Origin of the sequence: Cupriavidus sp. SK-3 (assembly GCF_000611145.1) — a bacterium.
Taxonomy (GTDB): Bacteria; Pseudomonadota; Gammaproteobacteria; order Burkholderiales; family Burkholderiaceae; genus Cupriavidus.
Window position 1 is genome coordinate 341 of the sequence record NZ_JFJV02000144.1, and the last position, 19,952, is coordinate 20,292.

The 19,952-nt window shown below is 66.0% G+C and carries 13 protein-coding genes and 3 pseudogenes; 12 read left to right on the forward strand and 4 right to left on the reverse strand.

Annotation, left to right across the window (positions count from 1 at the left end; genetic code table 11):
• Positions 1–129: 129 nt before the first annotated feature.
• Entirely contained in the window at positions 130–1,116 is a 987-nt protein-coding gene (locus CF70_RS15255) for a Bug family tripartite tricarboxylate transporter substrate binding protein (protein WP_035866104.1), read from the reverse strand.
• Positions 1,117–1,315: 199 nt separating this feature from the next.
• On the opposite strand from CF70_RS15255, the gene CF70_RS15260 reads away from it, so the two are divergent.
• The 3 genes from CF70_RS15260 to tcuB all read left to right on the forward strand — a co-directional run bounded on the left by CF70_RS15260 (position 1,316) and on the right by tcuB (position 4,987).
• Entirely contained in the window at positions 1,316–2,242 is a 927-nt protein-coding gene (locus tag CF70_RS15260) for a LysR family transcriptional regulator (RefSeq protein ID WP_035866107.1), read from the forward strand.
• A 137-nt stretch (positions 2,243–2,379) separates the two neighbouring features.
• Positions 2,380–3,789, forward strand: coding sequence for an FAD-dependent tricarballylate dehydrogenase TcuA (gene tcuA / locus CF70_RS15265; RefSeq protein WP_035866116.1), 1,410 nt, complete (start codon positions 2,380–2,382; stop codon positions 3,787–3,789).
• A complete protein-coding gene (tcuB, locus tag CF70_RS15270; protein ID WP_035866119.1) occupies positions 3,776–4,987 on the forward strand; it encodes a tricarballylate utilization 4Fe-4S protein TcuB in 1,212 nt (403 codons plus the stop codon). The genes tcuA and tcuB overlap by 14 nt, the downstream gene beginning before the upstream one ends.
• 252 nt (positions 4,988–5,239) lie before the next feature.
• Here tcuB and CF70_RS15275 read toward each other — a convergent pair.
• Both CF70_RS15275 and CF70_RS15280 read right to left on the reverse strand, forming a co-directional pair.
• Positions 5,240–6,053, reverse strand: a pseudogene (locus tag CF70_RS15275) (tyrosine-type recombinase/integrase); the annotation flags it as partial.
• A 14-nt stretch (positions 6,054–6,067) separates the two neighbouring features.
• Positions 6,068–6,988 (reverse strand): LysR family transcriptional regulator, encoded by a 921-nt coding sequence (locus CF70_RS15280; RefSeq protein WP_035866122.1) that lies wholly within the window; start codon positions 6,986–6,988, stop codon positions 6,068–6,070.
• A gap of 148 nt (positions 6,989–7,136) precedes the next feature.
• On the opposite strand from CF70_RS15280, the gene CF70_RS15285 reads away from it, so the two are divergent.
• The 5 genes from CF70_RS15285 to CF70_RS15305 are packed head-to-tail and all read left to right on the forward strand — an operon-like array spanning position 7,137 to position 13,297.
• Positions 7,137–8,114 carry a Bug family tripartite tricarboxylate transporter substrate binding protein gene (locus tag CF70_RS15285; protein ID WP_035866124.1) on the forward strand — a complete coding sequence of 326 codons (978 nt, stop codon included), beginning with the start codon at positions 7,137–7,139 and terminating at the stop codon, positions 8,112–8,114.
• 24 nt (positions 8,115–8,138) lie between these two features.
• Positions 8,139–10,214 carry an acetate--CoA ligase family protein gene (locus CF70_RS15290; RefSeq protein ID WP_035866127.1) on the forward strand — a complete coding sequence of 692 codons (2,076 nt, stop codon included), beginning with the start codon at positions 8,139–8,141 and terminating at the stop codon, positions 10,212–10,214.
• A 29-nt stretch (positions 10,215–10,243) separates the two neighbouring features.
• Positions 10,244–11,032, forward strand: a complete 789-nt coding sequence (locus CF70_RS15295; protein WP_035866128.1) for an enoyl-CoA hydratase/isomerase family protein — start codon at positions 10,244–10,246, stop codon at positions 11,030–11,032.
• Positions 11,029–12,444: an aldehyde dehydrogenase family protein gene (locus CF70_RS15300; protein ID WP_035866130.1), complete on the forward strand. Its 1,416-nt coding sequence runs from the start codon at positions 11,029–11,031 to the stop codon at positions 12,442–12,444. Before CF70_RS15295 ends, CF70_RS15300 begins: the two co-directional genes overlap by 4 nt.
• Before the next feature lie 34 nt (positions 12,445–12,478).
• On the forward strand, positions 12,479–13,297 hold the full coding sequence (locus CF70_RS15305; RefSeq protein WP_035866132.1) for an enoyl-CoA hydratase: 819 nt from the start codon (positions 12,479–12,481) through the stop codon (positions 13,295–13,297).
• A gap of 118 nt (positions 13,298–13,415) precedes the next feature.
• Here CF70_RS15305 and CF70_RS33840 read toward each other — a convergent pair whose 3' ends face one another.
• The gene (locus CF70_RS33840; RefSeq protein WP_081862187.1) at positions 13,416–15,593 is read right to left on the reverse strand and encodes a putative bifunctional diguanylate cyclase/phosphodiesterase; all 2,178 of its coding nucleotides are present in this window, start codon (positions 15,591–15,593) and stop codon (positions 13,416–13,418) included.
• Positions 15,594–16,194: 601 nt separating this feature from the next.
• Here CF70_RS33840 and CF70_RS15315 point away from each other — a divergent pair.
• The 4 genes and pseudogenes from CF70_RS15315 to CF70_RS15330 form a co-directional block, all read left to right on the forward strand.
• Positions 16,195–16,500: pseudogene (locus CF70_RS15315) on the forward strand (carboxyvinyl-carboxyphosphonate phosphorylmutase); the annotation flags it as partial.
• 174 nt (positions 16,501–16,674) lie between these two features.
• Positions 16,675–17,898 (forward strand): 8-amino-7-oxononanoate synthase, encoded by a 1,224-nt coding sequence (bioF, locus tag CF70_RS15320; protein WP_035866141.1) that lies wholly within the window; start codon positions 16,675–16,677, stop codon positions 17,896–17,898.
• The gene (locus CF70_RS15325; RefSeq protein WP_235185055.1) at positions 17,895–19,250 is read left to right on the forward strand and encodes a cytochrome P450; all 1,356 of its coding nucleotides are present in this window, start codon (positions 17,895–17,897) and stop codon (positions 19,248–19,250) included. Before bioF ends, CF70_RS15325 begins: the two co-directional genes overlap by 4 nt.
• Before the next feature lie 208 nt (positions 19,251–19,458).
• Positions 19,459–19,952 (forward strand): annotated as a pseudogene (locus CF70_RS15330) (Tn3 family transposase); the annotation flags it as partial.

Below are 19,952 nucleotides of genomic sequence, written 5' to 3' on the forward strand. Positions count from 1 at the left end.
CATTCACGCTAATTAGAGCTCGCCATTAGCCGAAATAGCGATCCGCAACACGGCCCGAGGCCGGCCGGCTGTCGCAGGCGTTTCTGAGTCTCCTCGTGGCACGCCGGCGCTGATCCCGCGGGCGCGGCCTTATTCCGCCTTAGCCCCCGAATCTCGCGCCACTTTGCTCCACTTGTCGGTCTCGGCGCGGATAAACGCAGCCAGTTGCGCCTGCGTCATATCGCCAGCAGTCACGCCCTGCTCGTCAAACCGCTTTTGCACGTCAGGTGCCTTCAGCAGCTTGCCCAGCTCGGCTGATACGCGCTGCTCGATCGCCGCGGGCGTGCCGCGCGGTGCCATCAGCGCGAACCACGTGGTGACTTCGTAGCCCTTGACGCCGCTCTCTGCCAGCGTCGGCACGCCGGGATAGGCGCCGGAACGCTTCGCGGTGGTCACCGCCAATGCCTTGACCTTGCCGCTGCGCACGTGTTGCAGGGCCGACGGGCTGGTCTCGATCGCCATCTGGATCTGGCCCGCGATCAGGTCGGTCATCATCGGCGCACCGCCCTTGTAAGGCACATGCGCGATGTCGGTGCCCGTCAACGCGCGGAACAGCTCGCCGGACAGGTGCTCGGTGCTGCCGATGCCGGCCGAGCCGTAGTTGACCTTGCCGGGATGCGACTTGATGTAGGCGATCAGGTCGGGCACGGACTTCACCGGGATCGAAGGGTTGACCACCAGCACATTGGGCGTCAGCGCCACCAGGCCCACGGGATCGAGGTCGCGCGTGAATTCATAGGGCAGGCTCTTGTAGATGGCCGGCGCCATGGTGTGGGCGACGGTGGCCAGCAGGAAGGTGTAGCCATCGGCCGGCGCGCGCGCCACGTTGGCCGCGCCGAGGGTGCCGCCGGCGCCGGGGCGGTTGTCGACCACCACCGGTTGCTGCAGCGCCTCGCCCAGTTTCTGGCCGATGGTGCGGGCAAGGATGTCGGTGGTGCCGCCGCTGGCGAACGGCACTACCAGGGTGATCGGCTTGGTCGGCCAGTGGTCCGCGGCGAATGCGGCGGGCGCGCCGAGCACGGCGCTGCCGGCAAGGCAGGCCACCACGGCGCGGCGAATGCGCGAAACGGTTGTCATGCAGTCTCCTTTGCGGGAAGTCGTGTTGTTATGGAAATGGCGGCAGCGTAGCGTCATGCCGTCTGTTTCTGACCGGTGCGACTCTACGCAGCCGCTGGCCAGCGCGCCATCTGGCTGGCGTTAACGGGTCTTCAGGATTCGTGAACCGTGGCAGGTTTTCCGCTACCATACGGGCAAACTGCGGCAGCGGGGACGTGACATGGAACTGAGGCAACTGCGCTACTTCGTCAGCGTGATCGAGCATGGCAGCATGGGCAAGGCGGCGCTGGAGCTGGGCGTGGTCACGTCCGCGCTGAGCCAGCAGATCAGCCGGCTGGAAAGCGAGCTGTCGACACGGCTGCTGCAGCGCACTTCCACCGGCGTGGTCGCCACCGACGCCGGGCTGGCCTTCTGGCGCCAGGCCCAGCTGGCGCTGCGCCATGTCGACGACGCCGCACTGGCCGCGCGGCAGGCGCGCCTGTCCGGGCATGTCAGCGTGGGTTTGCCGCCCAGCACGGCTGCGGTGCTGGCGCTGCCCTTCATGCGGGCCATGGGCGATCGCTACCCCGACGTGCGGCTACGCATGGTGGAGAGCCTTTCCGGCTACCTTGGCACCATGCTGAGCGCGCGCCAGATCGACCTGGCGGTGCTGTTCAGCGAGGAGCCGGCGCAGCGCTGGAGCGTGTTGCCGCTGCTCGACGAGCGCCTGTTCGTGATCGGCGCCGAGGGGCTGGCCGGCATGCCGCGGGGCGAGCAGACCTCGGTGGCGGCACTGGGCAAGCTGCCGCTGATACTGCCCAGCGGCTCGCACGGGCTGCGCGCGCTGGTCGCCGCGTGCTTCCGCCAGGCGAAGCGCGAGCCCCAGGTAGTGGCGGAGATCGACGGCCTGGCGATCCTGATGGACGCCGTGCTGGGCGGCCTGGGTGCCACCATCCAGCCGGGCGCGGCACTGGCGCGCAGCCACGGCACACCCTACCGCAGCATCCTGGTCACCGACGCGGATGCCACGCGGCCCAACCTGCTGGTCAGCTTGTCCGATGACGAACTGTCGCCGGCTGGCCTCGCTGCGCGCGTGGTGCTGGCCGACGTCGCCACCACGCTGGTGCGCGAGGGGCGCTGGCCCGGCGCCACGCTACGGCCGCGCTAAGTTCGCGACCGGCCCGCTCTCGGCCCGATGCCCCGCGATGGCCGGGGCTTCACGAAACCTGAAGCCCCCTTGCCGCGGCCCTGCTGGCGCGCGCTCGCCTTGCCCGCCAAGATGGCGCCAGCAAGGAGATAATCCCCATGGTCGACGTTTTGGTAATTGGCGGCGGCAACGCGGCCCTGTGCGCGGCGCTGATGGCGCGCGAAGCAGGGGCCTCGGTGCTGCTGCTCGAATCCGCGCCGCGCGAGTGGCGTGGCGGAAACTCCCAGCACACGCGCAACCTGCGCTGCATGCACGACGCGCCGCAAGATGTGCTGGTCGATGCCTATCCAGAAGAAGAATACTGGCAGGATCTGCTCAAGGTCACTGGCGGCCTCACCGACGAACACCTGGCGCGGCTGGTGATCCGCGCGTCGTCGGCCTGCCGCCCGTGGATGCGCAGGCACGGTGTACGCTTCCAGCCGCCGCTGTCGGGCGCGTTGCACGTGGCGCGCACCAACGCCTTTTTCATGGGCGGCGGCAAGGCGCTGGTCAATGCGTATTATCGCAGCGCCGAGGCGATGGGTGTACAGATCCTCTATGACACCCCAGTGGATGCCATCGAACTGGACGGCGATCGTTTCGTCGCCGCGCGCAGCGGCAGCCAGCGCTTTACCGCGCGCACCTGCGTGCTGGCCGCGGGCGGCTTCGAATCCAATCGCGAATGGCTGCGCGAGGCCTGGGGCCAGAATGAGCGCGGCGAATGGCCAGCCGACAATTTCCTGATCCGCGGCACGCGCTTCAACCAGGGCGTGCTGCTGCGCTACATGATCGACGCAGGCGCCGACGCCATCGGCGACCCGTCGCAATCGCACTGCGTCGCCATCGACGCGCGCGCGCCGCTGTACGACGGGGGTATCTGCACGCGCATCGATTGCGTGTCGCTGGGCGTCGTGGTCAATCGCGATGCCGTGCGCTTTTACGACGAAGGCGAGGACTTCTGGCCCAAGCGCTATGCCATCTGGGGCCGGCTCGTGGCGCAGCAGCCCGGCCAGATCGGCTATTCGATCATCGACAGCAAGGCGATTGGCCGCTTCATGCCCCCAGTGTTCCCCGGCGAGAAGGCCGACACGCTACCCGAACTCGCCAGCAAGCTGGGGTTGCCGGAAGCGCAGTTCGTGCGCACGGTGCAGGACTACAACACGGCGTGCCGGGTCGGCACCTTCGACCATACCGCGCTGGACGACTGCCATACCGAGGGCCTGGCTCCGGCCAAGACCCACTGGGCCAGGCCGCTCGACCAGGCGCCGTTCTACGGCTACGCGCTGCGGCCGGGCATCACCTTCACCTACCTGGGGCTCAAGGTAAACGACCGCGCCCAGGTGCACTTTGGCGGCAAGCCGAGCGGGAATCTATTCGTGGCAGGAGAAATGATGGCCGGCAACGTGCTCGGCAAGGGTTACACGGCCGGTGTCGGCATGTCGATCGGCACCGCGTTCGGGCGCATCGCGGGCACGCAGGCCGCACTGGCCGCAGGTATCAACACGGGAGTTTTCCATGCAGAAGCTTGAGGCCCTGGCGCGCGAGGCCGCGCAATTGGCCGCACAACGGGCAGGGCAGGACGCTGCCGCGTTGGCGCCGCAAAGCCGCGTTATCCGCGTGTTGCCGCTGACCGACAACGAGGCCGAAGTGGCTCGGCAGATGCAGATCTGCAACGCCTGCCGCTACTGCGAAGGTTTCTGCGCGGTGTTCCCGGCCATGACCCGCCGGTTGGAGTTCGGCAAGGCCGACGTCAACTACCTGGCCAATCTGTGCCACAACTGCGGCGCTTGCTACCATGCCTGCCAGTACGCGCCGCCGCATGATTTCGGCGTCAACGTGCCGCAGGCCATGGCAAAGGTGCGGCTGGAAACGTACAGCGAGTACGCGTGGCCAGCGCCGCTGGGCAAGCTGTACCAGCGCAACGGGCTGACGGTGGCGGTGGCGCTGGCTTTCGGGCTGGCATTGTTCCTGGTGCTGGCCGCCACCTTGGGCGGCGCACTCTGGCAGGCGCATGCGAGGGGCAATTTTTACGCGATTTTCCCGCACAACACGCTGGCGGCATTATTCGGCGCCGTGTTCGGGTTCGCCGTGCTCGCGCTGGGCCTGGGGGTGCGCCGCTTCTGGCGCGATGTATCGGCAGGTACGGCGTCGGCGCCTGCCGTGGCCGAGGCAGCCCGGAACGTGCTGGCGCTTACCTATCTCGACGGCGGCCACGGCGACGGCTGCAATGAGGCCAGCGACCGCTTCACGCTGGCACGGCGGCGCTTCCACCATTTCACTTTCTACGGCTTCATGCTGTGCTTTGCCTCGACGTCGGTGGCGACCGGCTACCACTACCTGCTGGGCTGGCATGCGCCTTACCCGGTCACGAGCCTGCCGGTGCTGCTGGGCACCGCCGGCGGCGTGGGCCTGCTGGTGGGCCCGGCCGGATTGCTGTGGCTGAATCTGCGCCGCCACCCGATGCACGGGGATGCACGGCAGCGGCCGATGGACCGCGGCTTTATCGCGCTGCTGCTTCTGACCAGCGCCACGGGCCTGGGCCTGCTGGCCGTGCGTGAAACTGCCGCGATGCCGCTGCTGCTTGCCATCCACCTGGGCGTCGTCATGGCACTGTTCGCCACGCTGCCCTACGGCAAGTTTGCCCATGGCATCTACCGCAGCGCGGCCCTGCTGAAATCCGCCGTCGAGAAGCGGCAGCTCAGCAAGCTGCAGCTTGGCAGCGACTAGGTGTAAGCCGCTCAGCACGTGTGCAGTTGCACATGGCCGGTGGCCACCACCCGCAGGTGATTGGCCTCGGCCGCGTCCATGACGCCCGTCCGATGGATGTCATCCACGGCGCAGTACAGCAGGGTAAAGTTTATCCACGCGCGACCTAGGAAAGTAGCCGTGCTCCGACGTGGCCACTCAGTCGCAATGCCTGCGACGCGAGGTGGCCGGTGAGGCGTCCAGAAATGAATTCTTGCACGAACGTGAAAGTTTTTAGGAGGTGCCGACGCTGGGGTCTAACGGGACCGCCGTCGGCTCTCCGTGGGCGTGCCCCGCAGCGGTAAGCGTCCAGCCGATCCAGTGGCGCTCCTGCGTGGCCGCATGCCGGGCATTGTCTTCGGCATGGCGATAGGCGCTGGTGGTCGATATGGACGCGTGCCCGAAATTTTCCCGCACGAAACGCAGGTCGACCTGCCGGTCTGTCATGTGCGAGCCCGCCGTGTGCCGCAGCCAGTGCGCCGAGGCACTGGCCAGCACCTCCGCCCGGGCCTCACATTCGGGCCCGCGCGCGCAGGCGCGCGGCCGCCAGTGCGAACACCTCCTTCAACACCAGGTGCAGGGCGCCGCGCGACAAGGCATGGGCGGGCCCGATGACCGGCAGGACAAGCGGGCAGTCCTCGCCGGGGAACGGCATCGGCGGCAGGCCGTGGGCCACGCGATAGCGCGCCAGTTCCGTGATTTGCTCGTCCGTCGCAGGCACCAGCCGCGTCTTGCCGCCCTATCCGGTCACCTTCAGCCACCAGCGTTCCACGCCCTCGCGGTCGCGCCGGCCAAAGAAGGCGCCCATCCGGGTGCTGGCCACCTCCGCCGCGCGCAGGCCACCCGGGTACAGCACTGTCATCAGCCAGCGGCACCGCGCGGCATGCAGACGATCGCGCTCGGTCTGCGCCGGCATGGCCTCGATGGTGTCCTTGACCACTTGCCACATATCGTGGCTCAGGTAGCGCGTGATGCGGGGCTTGGGCTGGCCGCGCCGGGTGCGCGCCAGCGAGAGCGGATTGCCGGCCAGGTAGCCGGCGCTGACCAGTCGCCGGCTTCCGCTCAGCGCACGGCATTCCTTGTTTCGGACGCAATCAGCGCCGGCACCACGTCGTGCAGGCGCGACAGCACATAGCGCGACGCCCGGGATAGCGGGTGGTGCCGGGTGACACCGATCGCGATGGTGCGCGGAATGGCCGGGTCGCGTATCTCCAGTGCGGCCAGTTGCCCGGCGCGGATCTCATCGTCCACGCCGAGCATAGGCAGGATGGTCATGGCGTGCCCGCCCATCGCCACTTCCTTCATCGTGGCAAGCGACTCCACTTCCAGCACCACATTGAGGGCGATGGCTTGCTGGCGCGCATGCTGGTCCAGGATGGAGCGCAAGCCGTTGGGCGCGGGCGGCAGCACCAGCGGCAGGCCGGCCAGCTCGCGCAGGGTGATGTTTTTCCGCTTCGCCAGGGGATGCGCGGCGGCGCAGATCAGGTAGGTGGCAACCTCGCCAAGGATGTCTTCATCCTGCCGTGGGCCGTGCCCGTAGCGGTTGATCACCGCCATATCCAGCCGCCCCGAGGCCAGTTGCTCGTCCAGCTGGCCGCTGAAGCCCTCGGAGATATGCAGCAGCACGCCGGGTGCCCTGGCCTGTGTGTCCTCGAACATCTGCGTCACCACCCGCCGCGCCATGGACGGCAGCACGCCCACGTGCACCACGCCGGACGGGACGCCGGCCGCGTCCTTCACTTCGTCCTGCAGGCGGACGGACTGGGCCAGCAGCAACTGCACTTGCGGAAAGACGCGCCGGCCGAACTCGGACAGCACCACGCCGCGGCCCGTGCGCTCGAACAGGCGGTCGCCCCATTCGGCCTCCAGTTGCCCGATGCTGCGGCTGACCAGCGATTGCGCGACGCCCGTAGCCTTGGCGGCGCGGGAAAGCGAGCCGAGTTCCGCCACCAGGACCAGTGTTTCGAGTTGCTTGATGTTCATATCTGAGGGAGCGATGGGATTCGATGTCCATGCTTTTTGGTGATATCAGCTATATCTGATTCTACGCTTATGTAATCTCATCGGGCTCACTACACTGCGAATACGCCTGGCCACAAGAGCAGGCCAAAGACAACAACGGAGACAGACCGTGAGATTCACCACTTCCCTCCTGCGCTGGGTTGCGCCTGCCGCGCTGGCTTTCTCCAGCCTGTGCGTCACCGCAACGGGCTACCCCGATAAACCGGTCAAGCTGGTGGTGCCGTTCCCCGCGGGCGGCCCGACGGATGCCCTGGCGCGGCTGATCGGGCAACACCTGTCGCAGCAGCTTGGCCAGCCTTTCGTGGTAGACAATCGCGGCGGCGCGGGAGGTACCATTGCCACCGAAGCCGCCGCCTCGGCCGCACCGGATGGCTATACGCTGTTCTTCTCGACGACTGGGACGATGGCGATCAACCCTTCGCTGTACAAAACCCTGAAGGTCGACCCGGCCAAGGCCTTCGACTCGGTCGGGGCGGTGGCATCGACCGTCAATGTGCTGGTGGTGGCCCCTTCGCTGGCTGCGGCCAACGTCAAGGACCTGATCGCGCTGGCACGCCAGAAGCCCGGCACTCTGACCTTTGGTTCGGCTGGCAACGGCAGCTCCAATCACCTGTCCGGCGAATTGTTCAAGTCGATGGCCGCCATCGATATCGTCCATGTGCCCTACAAGGGTTCGAGCGCGGCGTTCACCGATCTGCTGGGCGGCCGCATCTCGATGATGTTCGATACCGTCTCCAGCCAAGTGCAGTACCTCAGCGCCGGCAAGGTCAAGGCGCTGGGCGTGACCGGCACGACCCGTTCGGAAGCGCTGCCCAAGGTGCCGACGGTGGCGGAGTCCGGCTTGCCCGGCTTCGAGGTGACGATCTGGTTTGGGCTGTCCGCGCCAAAGGGTACTCCGCCCGATGTGATCACGCGCCTCAATGGTGAGCTGCAGAAGGTGCTCGCGCAGGCGGATGTGAAGGCCCAGCTGGCCGCGCTAGGTGCAAAGCCGCTGCCCGGCACGCCCAAGGAATTTTCCCAGTTGATCCAGCGCGACGCGGCCAAATGGTCGGCGGTGGTCAAGGCCTCCGGCGCAAGCCTGGACTGAGTGAGCATGGCCATGAATTCTCTGATGCACTCCCATTTTGAAGCGCTGTTCCGCCCGCGCTCGGTCGCCGTGATCGGCGCATCGGACAATCCCAACAAGGTCGGCGGGCGGCCCATCCATTACCTGAACCGCTTCGGCTTCGAGGGCAAGGTCTTTCCGGTCAATCCGGCTCGCGAGGAGATCCAGGGGCATCGGGCCTATGCCAGTGTCCAGGATATCGGCGAGGTGCCAGATGCCGTGGTGATTGCCGTGTCGGGTGAGGCTGCACTGGCGCAGGTGCGCCAGTGCAGCGGGATCGGCGTCAAGGCGGCCGTGGTGATGGCGTCGGGCTTTGGCGAAACGGGCGAGGCTGGCCGCCAGCGGCAGGACGAACTGGTGACGGCGGCCAATGCCGGTGGCATGCGACTGGTGGGGCCCAACGCCCAGGGCACGGCCAACTTCGCCAGCGGCGCGGTGCTCAATTTCAGCACCATGTTCATGGAGGTGGCCCCGGCCGACGGGCCCATTGCCATCATCAGCCAGAGCGGCGCCGCCAGTGTGATGCCTTATGCGCTGCTGCGTCAGGCGGGACTGGGCGTGCGTTATCTCGTTGCCACCGGCAACGATGCCGATATAGATGCCTGCGCCATGGCGGAAGCGGTGGCGGCCGATCCCGCCATCCGGTTGATCCTGGTCTACCTGGAATCGTTGTCCAGCCCGGTACGCCTGGCTGCCGCCGCCGCGGTGGCGCGGCAGCGCGGCGCGCACGTGGTAGTGCTCAAGAGCGGCAGCAGCCAGCGCGGTGCGGTGGCCGCGGCCTCGCACACCGGCGCCATGGTCGGCAACGACGCCACCATCGACGCGTTCCTGGCGCGGCACGGCATCTGGCGCGCGCGGGACATGAACGAGTTCATCCGCGCCACGCCGCTCTACCTGCAAGGGCATGACCCGGCGGAAGGACGCACCGTGGTGATGAGCCACAGCGGCGCGGTGGGCGTGATGTCAGCCGACCTGGCCGAGCAGGCCGGGCTGCCGCTGACCGAACTGGCCCCTGCCACGCAAGACAGCGTGGCGGCGATTCTGCCGGACTTCGGCAGCGCCAACAATCCACTCGACATGACTGCCGCGCTGCTCGGCAAGGGCGATATGTTCCCGCGCGTGCTGGATGCACTGGGCAGCGACCCGGAAGCCGACATGGTGATGATAGGGATCCCCGTGGCGGGGCCCGGCTATGACGTGGACGCGCTGGCGCGCCATTCGGCGGCCTTTCTTTGCCAGCATGCCAAACCGCTGATCATTAGTGCGCCTCAGCAGAGCGTACGCGAGGTATTTGCCGTGCAGGGCATCCCGACTTACATCACGGAGGCCGACGCGATTGCCGCGCTGAGCCAGTACGCCGGGCACCGGCGGCTGAGCGGCGCCGTGTCGATCCTGCCGTCCCCGGCACCCTTGGCGTACGCCGGCAATGGCTTGCTGGACGAGCACGCCAGCCTGGCCCTGCTGTCCGAACACGGCGTGCCGGTTGTGGCGCACCGGCAATGCGCCAACGGCGACGAGGCCGCGGCAGCGTTCGCGGCACTCGGCGGCGGTGCCATGGTGGTCAAGGGCTGCGCGGCCAGCGTGCCGCACAAGAGCGAACATGGGTTGGTGCGGCTGGGGTTGACCGATGCCGACAGCGTGCGCGCGGCGGCGGAAGCCTGCCTGGAAAAACTGGTCGAGCTGGACGTGGCCACGCCGCGCGTGGTGGTTGGGCAGATGGTCAGGGGCAGGCACGAGTTCGCGCTGGGCGTTACGGTGGATCCCGCGCTTGGACCACTGGTGATGATCGGTGAAGGCGGCACCTTGCTGGAGCTGCGCAAGGACATTGTCACCTTGCTGGCGCCTTTCGGCATGGAAGAGGCCCGGGCCGCCTGCCGGCGCCTGCGGCTGGCGCCCCTGTTCGATGGCTACCGCGACATGCCCGCACTGGATCTGGAGGCGCTGGCATCTGCCGCTGTCGCGCTCGGGAATTTTGCGCTGGCTTACCGCAATTCGCTTAAGGCCGTGGACATCAATCCCCTGATGGTGATGCCGGCAGGGCAGGGCGTGGTGGCGGTCGATGCCGTCGTGGAAATGACGTGAAACATGAGATAACGAAGCGCGGATTGCAAATGCAAAACACAGCCAAAGACGAAGTCACTGTAGCCGTGGAAGACGGCATCGCCGTAGTGACGCTGAATCGCCCCGACCGCATGAATGCCGTCAATGATGCGCTGCGCACGTGCCTGATCGCCAGCCTGGATGCGTTGAACCGCACCCCCGAAGTGCGTGCGGTGGTGCTAGCCGGCGCCGGGCCGCGCGCCTTCTGCTCGGGCCAGGACCTGGACGAAGCGGCGGCCGTCACCTGGCAGCAGATCGTGCCCTGGCTCAACCGGCAGCGCGCCATGTACCAGGCTGTGCGCGACCTGGACAAGCCCTGCGTGGCCGCGGTGCATGGCGTGGCGGCTGGCGCGGGCTTCCAGATGGCGCTGTGCGCCGACTGGCGCATCACCACGGCGGACAGTCGCTGGGGTCAGCCAGAGGTCAAGGCCGGCCTGGCCAGCATTGTCGGCTCCTACCTGATGACCTTGCATGTGGGCCATACCCACAACATCCAGATGTCGCTCTCGGGCGATCTGGTCAGCGGGCAGCGGGCGTACGAAATCGGCCTGGTGACGGAGCTATGTGCGGCGGACGAACTGATGGGCAGCGCGCTGGCGCGCGCACGCAAGCTGGCGGCGCTGCCGCCCACGGCCGTGCGGCTGTCGAAGCAGCGCCTGCGCGCGATGAGCCAGCCGGGCTTCGACGATGCCTGCGTGGCTGGCATCCGCGCCCAGCTCGAATGCTATGCGGACGGCGAACCCCAGCGCGTGATGGCAGCCTTCCTGGAAAAGCGCGCAAGCAAGGAGAATCAACAGTGAAACAGATTGCACAGCATTACATCGATGGCGCGTGGGTGGCGGCGACGCCCACCGGCGAGGCCCGGATCCACGACGCGGCAACCGGCGCACCGCTGGCCGCAGTGACGCTCGGCAGCGAGGCGGATGGCGGCGCGGCGGTACGGGCCGCGAGGCGCGCGTTGCCCGGATGGCGCGCGCTGGGTGCGCGGGGCAGGGCGCCCTTCCTGCTGGCGATCGCCGACGCGCTGGAAGCGGTCTCGGCAGAGCTGGCCCGCGAAATCTCGCGCGAGGTCGGCATGCCGCTCAAGCTGGCGCGGCGCATCCAGGTGGATGCGCCAGTTGCCGCGTGGCGCGCCACGGCCGCGCTGGCGGAGGATTTCAGCTTCGAGCGTAGCGTGGGCAATTCGCGCATCGTGCTCGAACCGGTGGGCGTGGTGGCTGCCATCACGCCGTGGAATTATCCATTGCACCAGATCACCGCCAAGCTGGCGCCAGCCTTGCTGGCGGGCTGCACCGTGGTGCTAAAGCCCTCGGAGCTGGCCCCGGCCACCGCCGTGCGGCTGATGGACGCTGTAGAGCGCGCTGATCTGCCGCGCGGTGTGCTGAACGTGGTGCTGGGTGGCGCGGCGGTTGGCGAGGCGCTGGTGACGCATCCCGGCGTCAACATGCTGTCGTTCACGGGATCCACCGCGGTGGGCCGCAAGATCGCATCCATTGCCGCGGGCGACATGAAGCGGCTGTCGATGGAGTTGGGCGGCAAATCCGCCGCCGTGGTGCTACCCGACGCGGATCTCGGCCGCGCGATCAAGGCCACGCTGGCGTCCTGCTTCCTCAACAGCGGGCAAACCTGCAGCGCCACTACACGGCTGCTGGTGCCGCGCGAGGCCTACGCGCATTGCCGCGAATTGCTGAAGGAAAGCGCCGCCTCCCTGACCCTCGGCGACCCTGACAATGCAGCCACGCGCGTTGGCCCCTTGCTCTCAGCGGCGCAGAAAGCGCGTGTGCTGGCATTTATCTGCGAAGCGGAAGCCGCGGGCTACGAACTGCTGGCGGGCGGTAGCCAGGCTCCCGTGCCCGACGCAGGCAACTTCGTCGCGCCGACGGTGTTCGGCGATGTGCCGGCGGACAGCCGTCTGGCCAACGAGGAAGTGTTCGGGCCAGTGCTGGCCGTGCTTTGCTACGACACGCCGGAAGATGCCATCGCGCTTGCCAACGCCACGCCCTACGGCCTCGCGGCCACGGTGTGGGCGGCCACGCCGGAGCAGGGCCAAGCAGTAGCGCGCGAATTGCGTGCCGGGCAGGTCGATGTGAATGGCGGCCGGTTCAACGCGCTCGCCCCGTTCGGCGGGTTCGGCATGTCGGGCGTCGGGCGAGAGGGCGGCGTCTTCGGGCTGGAGGAATTCCTCGAGCCCAAGTCGATTCAACTTCCCTGAGCCACCTCCTCAGCAACTTCCCAGAGCAAAGAACATGTACACGCAAATTGAACTCACCAAAGCCGGCGCGGACAACCGCATCGCCGTCATCACGCTCAACCGCCCCGACAAGCTCAACGCCCTCACCAAGGTCATGGAGGCGGAACTCCGCCAGGCGATGGAAGAGGTCGACCGCGACAACACGGTCCGCGTGGTGGTGCTGACCGGCGCCGGCCGTGGCTTCTGCGCGGGCATGGACATCGACGAACTCGAGATCCTGCCGCCGGGCGATATCCGCGCCGCGCAATGGATGCGGCCGTTCGACATGAACCGCCGCCCGGACTACCAGACACGCTACGGCTACTTCCCTGCCATGCGCAAGCCGGTGATTGCCGCCATCAATGGCGCGGCGGCAGGGCTGGGGCTGGTCTTCGCGCTCTATAGCGATATTCGCTTTGCCAGCGACAAGGCGGCGTTCAGCACGGCCTTTGCCAAACGCGGGCTGATTGCCGAGCACGGCATCGCCTGGATGCTGCCACGCGTGGTCGGCCCCGGGCATGCCGCCGACCTGCTCTACTCAGCGCGCAAGGTATCGGCGGCGGAGGCTTTGCAGATGGGCCTGGTGAACCGGCTTTATGACGTAGACAGCCTGCTTCCCGAAACGCTGCGCTACGCGGAGGACCTGGCGCAGAACGTGTCACCGCGTTCGATCGGCGTGATGAAAAGGCAGCTTGGAGAGGTGCCTTTCCAGAGCCTGGCCGAGGCAACCCGGCAGGCCAATGAGGAGATGTTCGCCAGCATCCAGAGCGCGGACTTCAAGGAAGGGGTGGCGCATTTCATCGGGCGTCGTCAGGCACGGTTCACGGGCGAGTGAAGGCGTCCGTCCAGCGCGCGCGTATTCATCTGGCATGCGTGCGACGCACGGTCGATGGCGCTCGGCCTTGGGTTCTCATCGCCATCGCCTGGAGGCTATTGAGATGTACGAGCGCCCTCTACGCCACGCCAGGGATGCGCTGCGCCTCCATCAGCGCTGTCAGGCTCGAGGCTGGCATCGGCCGGGCGAACAGGTACCCTTGGGCGAGTCGACAGCCAAGTTCGCGCAGGGCTTGCGCCGTTTCCCGGTCCTCGACCCCTTCGGCCAGGGTCTTCAGTCCCAGCGAGCGGGCCATCTGGATGATCGCGGCGACGATGGCGGCGCCGTCCGCCGTGTGCCTGATACCGCGGACGAACGACTGGTCGATCTTCAGCAGGTCGACTTTCAGGCGGCTCAGGTACGCCAGGCAGGAATAGCCGGTACCGAAATCGTCGATGGCCAGGCCGATCCCCATTGCTTTCAGCCGCTCGATGGTCTCCCGCACCTGCTCGCTGTCCTGGATGAGGCCGGATTCGGTCAACTCCAGCTCCAACGCCCGCGGTGGGAGGCCGGCATCGGCCAAGGCTTCGAGCACCGTGGTTTCGAGCGATGGATCTTGCAGCTGGATGGCGGAAATGTTCACCGCAACCACCGGAATATCAATGAGCCGAGCCCGCCATTCAGCCGCCTGGCGACACGCCTCCCTCAGGATCCAGGCGCCGATGGCGATGATCAGCCCGCTTTGCTCGGCAACGGGGATGAAGCGCGCCGGCGACACCATGCCCAACTTCGGATGCTGCCATCGCACCAGTGCTTCGGCGCCGATGACATCGCCGCTGATCAGGTCAATCTGCAGTTGATAATGCAACACCAACTCACCTCGCTCGAGGGCGTTGCGCAATCCGTTGCTCAGTTGCAGGCGCTCGCTGGTCGCCGCGTACATGGTCGGATCGTAGTAGCGCCAGGTCTTGCGCCCCGCTTCCTTGGCCTTGTACATGGCGGTTTCGGCGTTGCGCAGCAACGTCTCGATATCTTCGCCGTCCGCAGGGGCGATCGCCACGCCGATGGAAGCCGAGGACAGAATGGACTGGTCGCCGATGGCTTGCGGTTTCTCCAGTTGATCGAAGATCCGTTCGAGCACCACCGCAGTGGATTCAGCCTCCTGCAGGCCCGGCAGCAGGACGGCGAACTCGTCGCCGCCGACACGGTACAGCGTCGCGGAGCCTGGCAGAGCCTCAAGCAACGATTGGGAGAGCGTACTGAGCAACTGATCGCCCTGTGAATGGCCCAGTGTGGCATTGATCAGTTTGAACTGGTCAATGTCGATAAGCAGCAGTGCCACATGGCTGTGGTCGCGCTGGGCGCTGACCAGGGCCTGACCGGCGCGGTCGCGTAGCAGCGCCAGATTGGGCAGTTCCGTCAGTTCATCATGAAACGCCATCTTCTCGATACGCCGCTCGGCGGCGCCCCGCTCGGTCATCTCGACCGCGAGCCGGTCGTATGGCGCGCGCACGCAGCTGATGAATACCACGTGGTAGACGTAGGCATAGGCGAGCAGCTTGAACAGATGCCCTAGCAGGCTGTACAGGCCATGGACTTGCGTATAGCGGGCGAAACAGACATCGGCAAGCGCCGACAGCAGGCAGGCAAACAGAAGGCCTTGAGCGTCGAAGATCAGCCGAGCATCCCGTCTGGCACGCCAGAACCCCAGCGCAGCCAGCAAAAACAAGCCGATCACCCCCAATTCTGCGCCGATCTTGAAGGACGTCAGTTTCCCGGTTTCAAGGAAGGTGCGCGGCCAGCGCTCCGGAAATGCCAGGCCCAAGTAACCGACTACCGCGACAAACGCCAGGGTCACGCCCAGCGTAAGCGCGCGTCGTGAGCTGGTATAGCCGAGGCGGTATGGCAAGAACGCGATGCTCAACAGGCCGATGGCGAGCAACAGACGCGAAACCAGCCAGAAATTGATGGCCTTTTCCGGTGAGGCTGGGGTCAGGAAGTCGGGCATTTCCTTGTAGGAAGCCGCATGCAGGAAGTCCAGCAGGCCGATCGCGAGAAACAGGCAACCCAGTGCAGGCAGGTAGATGGGCTGGTTATGACGATAGCCGTGCCAGGTGACGGCGAAGATCAGGCCGGCGACCACGATGGCGAACGTTTCGGTAGCCAGATGCAGCGAACTCGGGAACCAGAATTGCAGGTGGATGCCCTGAGGCGCCATGCAGGCCACCAGCAGCACCAAAGCGCAAACGGCAAATAGCCAGAGACCGATAGGCTGGCGTAACGACGATCGCGTGCGGGCTGTAGAGGCAAAGAACATGTTAATCAATCAACGTTGTTCGACGAGTTACGCCCTGCGCGACTTGGTGATGAGGTGCAAACAGGGCGAAGGCATAAAGGCGCCCCAGTCTTCTGTATCGGCACTGACAGCTTTTTCTTGAGCTGAGAGGGCGTGTCAATACCACGGCATAAGGCATCAGGCATAAGGCATAGGCACCGGCTAAGGCAACATGCTGTGTGAGCTAGCTATTGCCAACGCCGAGAAAGGCCTGGAGCAAATTGACGATTCCAGCGGCGACGTCATGCCGGCAATTCGGCAACTGGCTGAGATGCACGGGCGCGCTTGCGAGCAAACTAATCCTGATGCCGTCCGGCTCTCCGAACGGATTTTCCACTTTCAGATGGAAGGAGTGTGCGCTGGTACGCATCAAGGCCAAAGACTTGTCGAGTCCGTATCGGTACCTGCTGATAGCGGAAACCTTGAGCCAGGGAGGCGCTCGCCTGGGCCGAGCGCGGGCTGGAAACGTATCGCGATAGTCAGGACCTGCGCCTCCTGACCTTCTGCATAGCGGAGGCACTGCGGCGCGGTGACTATGTCAAGGCAGACGATTTGGCATGGCAACGCTTTACCCTGCGCCCGAGCGCATATCCAGCGCCTGCCCGCGCTGTTCGATACGCCGCAACTGATCAACGTCGTGATCGGCGGCAAAACGCCGACCCTGCCTCGCGACGAACTCGGCAAACTGGGCTACGGCATCGTGCTATACGCGAACGCGGCGCTGCAAGGCGCGGTCCATGGCATACAGCAGGCGCTGGCCGTGCTGCGCGACAGCGGGCGGCTGGACGAGGATCCGTTGCTGGTCGTATCGTTCAGCGAGCGCCAGCGGCTGGTGAACAAGGCGCTATTCGACCGCCTCGATCAGGAATACAAGGCGGGCGAGGAATAGCGGCTTCCAGAGTGCACACGCGGATGGGTGTCATTCAGCACAAAACGCGGCACTTTACGCAATTCTCCCGCTTTCTTCGTGCAACACACCAGTAAAATGTTTCGGCGGCCCGGTTTGCCATGAGCGCGGATGCACATCTAAGATGCATTTCCCCAATCGTCCGCCAATGCTGCCATGCTGCTTGACCGACTCACACAAGCCGCCGCCGAGCGCGCCGAACGCGCCATGACGCGCAGGCGGCGCGTCACACACACAGCCTGCGCGCCACATCAGGCGGTCAGCAATGAATGCGGCGAGCCGCGCACGCTGTTGAGTTTTTGCAGCAACGATTACCTTGGGCTGGCCAACCATCCCACGGTTATCTCCGCCTTTGCCGAGGGCGCTTACCGCTATGGCGCGGGCAGCGGTGCCTCCCATGTGGTTAACGGGCACTCGCTGGCCCACGACCATCTGGAGAGCGCGTTGGCTCGGTGGCTGGATTCACATATCCCCGAGGCGCAGGCGCTCTATTTCTGTAGCGGCTACATGGCAAACATGGCGGTGCTGAGCGCGTTGGGCACGGCCGGCGCTACCCTGTTCTGCGACAAGCTCAACCATGCCTCGCTGATCGACGGGGCGCTTCTGGCGCGCGCCCATGTCAAACGCTACCCGCACGGCGACACCACTGCACTGGCGAGACTGCTGGCCGGTAGCGCCAGCCCCCTCAAGCTGATCGTAACGGACAGCGTATTCAGCATGGATGGCGACATTGCGCCGCTGGCCGAATTACTGGCATTAGCCGAATGCCACGATGCCTGGATCGTGGTCGACGACGCCCACGGCTTTGGCGTGCTGGGGGAGAGCGGTCGCGGCGTGCTGGAGCATCTGGGGCTGGCCTCCGAACGCTTCATCTACATCGGCACACTGGGCAAGGCTGCCGGTGTAGCAGGAGCCTTCGTGGCGGCGCACGCAACCATCGTGGAACATTTGGTCAACGTGGCGCGGCCCTATATCTACACTACGGCCGCGCCGCCGGCCGCAGCGCATGCGCTGCTGGCCAGCCTGACGCTGATCGCGGGCGAGGAGGGGCGCCGGCGCCGCACCCATGTGGCGCAACTTATTGGACAACTGCGTGCAGGCCTGGAAACATTACAGGCCAGCCAGGCGGAGGCCGGCTGGCGGCTGGTCGAAAGCGATACGCCTATCCAGCCACTGATCGTAGGAGGCAATGCCGCTGCAATGGCCCTCTCCGCCGCGCTGGAAGCTGACGGCATCCGTGTCACTGCCATCCGGCCGCCAACGGTACCCGAAGGCACGGCGCGCTTGCGTATTGCGCTCTCGGCAGCGCACACGGCGGGCGACATCGCGCGCTTGCTGGATTGCCTGTCTGCCGTCGTGGCGCAGCGGGAGGCGACATGAGCGCGCCAGCCCGCGTTGCCACATTCGCCAGGCTCGGAATGCGCTCCCAAACGGAGGCTGTGGCGCAAAGGGAAGCGGTGATCGAGAAGCCAGCGTCCTGCCGCCCATTCGTTAACGCCACATTCCTGCGCGATCCCTATCCTCTCTACCGCGAACTGCGTGAGGCTGGCCCTATCCATTGGAGCGAGGAGTTCTTCGGCGGTGCCTGGTTGCTGACCAGGCACGAAGACGTCGAGGCCGTGCTGCGCGATCCCCTCTACTCAGCGCGGCGCACGGGTGGCTGGGTGATGCGTGGCAGCGAGGAATTGCGTCAGGCGCTCTGTCCCTTCCAGCGCCTGTTCAGCCGGGCGATGCTATTTCTCGACGCACCGGATCACACGCGGCTGAGGCAGGTGCTCAATGCCGGCTTCCGGCCGTCAGCCCTAAGCGCCAGCGCGGGCGCGATCGAGCATATGGTGGCCGGGTTGATGAATGGCATTGACGAAGCGGGGCAGTTTGATTTCATGGAGAGGATTGCCAGGCCGCTTCCGGCAATGGTGATTGCGCGGCTGCTCGGCATGGACGCGGCCGACCAGCCGGAATTCCTGGCCTGGTCCGAGGATCTGGCCGCCTTCATCGGCGCACCGGACCCTGATCAGGGGCTAAAACGACGAGCGCAGGTCAGCCTGCTCAAGATGTGTGCCGCCTTCGAGGCAATACTCGCGCAGCGCCGGGAGCAAGGGGCAACGGTGCCGGACGCGGCGGGCGACGATTTGATCGGACACCTGCTGCGAGCCGAGGCCGGCGGCGAGGTGGAGTCCGGGGCCGAACTATTGGCGCAATGTGCCATGCTACTGTTCGCGGGACATGAGACGACGCGCAATCTGCTCGGCAATGGACTGCACGCCTTGCTGAGCCATCCAGATCAATGGCGGCGCCTGCAGCGGGCTCCCGAACTGCTGCCGAACGCCTTGCGCGAGCTGTTGCGCTATGAGAGTCCGGTCCAATACACAGGGCGGCGGGTCACCACGGACGTGGTCCTGCATGGGCGCCGGCTGCGGCGCGGGGAGTTAGTGGTCCCTCTGATCGGAGCTGCCAATCGCGATCCGGCTCGCTACAGCAACCCGGACATCCTGGATATCACCCGGCGGGAGGGCTCTCACTTGTCGTTCGGACATGGCCCGCATTTTTGCATTGGCGCCGCGCTGACATTAATGGAGGCGGAGATTGCGTTTCGGGCGCTGTCAGCCCGCTGGCCCGGGCTAGAACTCCTGGATGCCACGCCGTACTGGAACGGGAACCCCGTCTATCGGGGACTCACTAGCCTGCAGGTACGCTGCCGGCCCTTGATGCCCACCAAGGGCGTGAGCTAGAACGGTCCGGAGTGGGCCAGATAGCGGGAGCCTGATCCAGCTAAATTTGGGGTGGCTTTGATTTCGGTGCAATATGCGACGGTTTGCAAGCCCAGCAGCGACGCGGGGGCTCATGCCTAAGTTATTGATTTTTTGAGGTTTGCTGTTCGCTTCTGCTTGGCGTATCGTGTTTGGCCCAATGCGCGGGAGGCCCACGAGATGCAAGGCTCAGCGTCGTCTCTTCGTACCTCGCGGCGTTGCTGTTCCCGATGAGATCGCCTCCGTGTGTCTCGCCAACGTGGACTTGGCTGCGATCGAGGCACAATGGGACCCTTTGGTGCACCTGACGGCCTCGGTGATGTCGGGACACGCCAGCGCCGTGGCGGCCCTAGCGCGATTTGGCTCGGCCGCGCGGGGCGGCCCTATCTATGACGCCGGCGTGCAGCTAGGTAAGCTGCTGCGCACCGCGTTCCTTGCCGACTACTTCGTCAATGCCGGGTTCCGGAGTGAGCTGTTACGCGTGCTTAATCGCGGCAAGGCGGTCAACTCGCTAAAGCGGGCGATCTATACAGGCCGAGTCGCACCCACGCAGGCTAGGCGCGCCGACGAGATGCAGGCCGTCGCCGACGCGCTAAGCTTGCTGGCTAACATCGTGATGGCGTGGAATGCCGGTCAGATGCAGACAGTGCTCGTCGAAATCGAGCGCGCGGAAGCCATCACCTG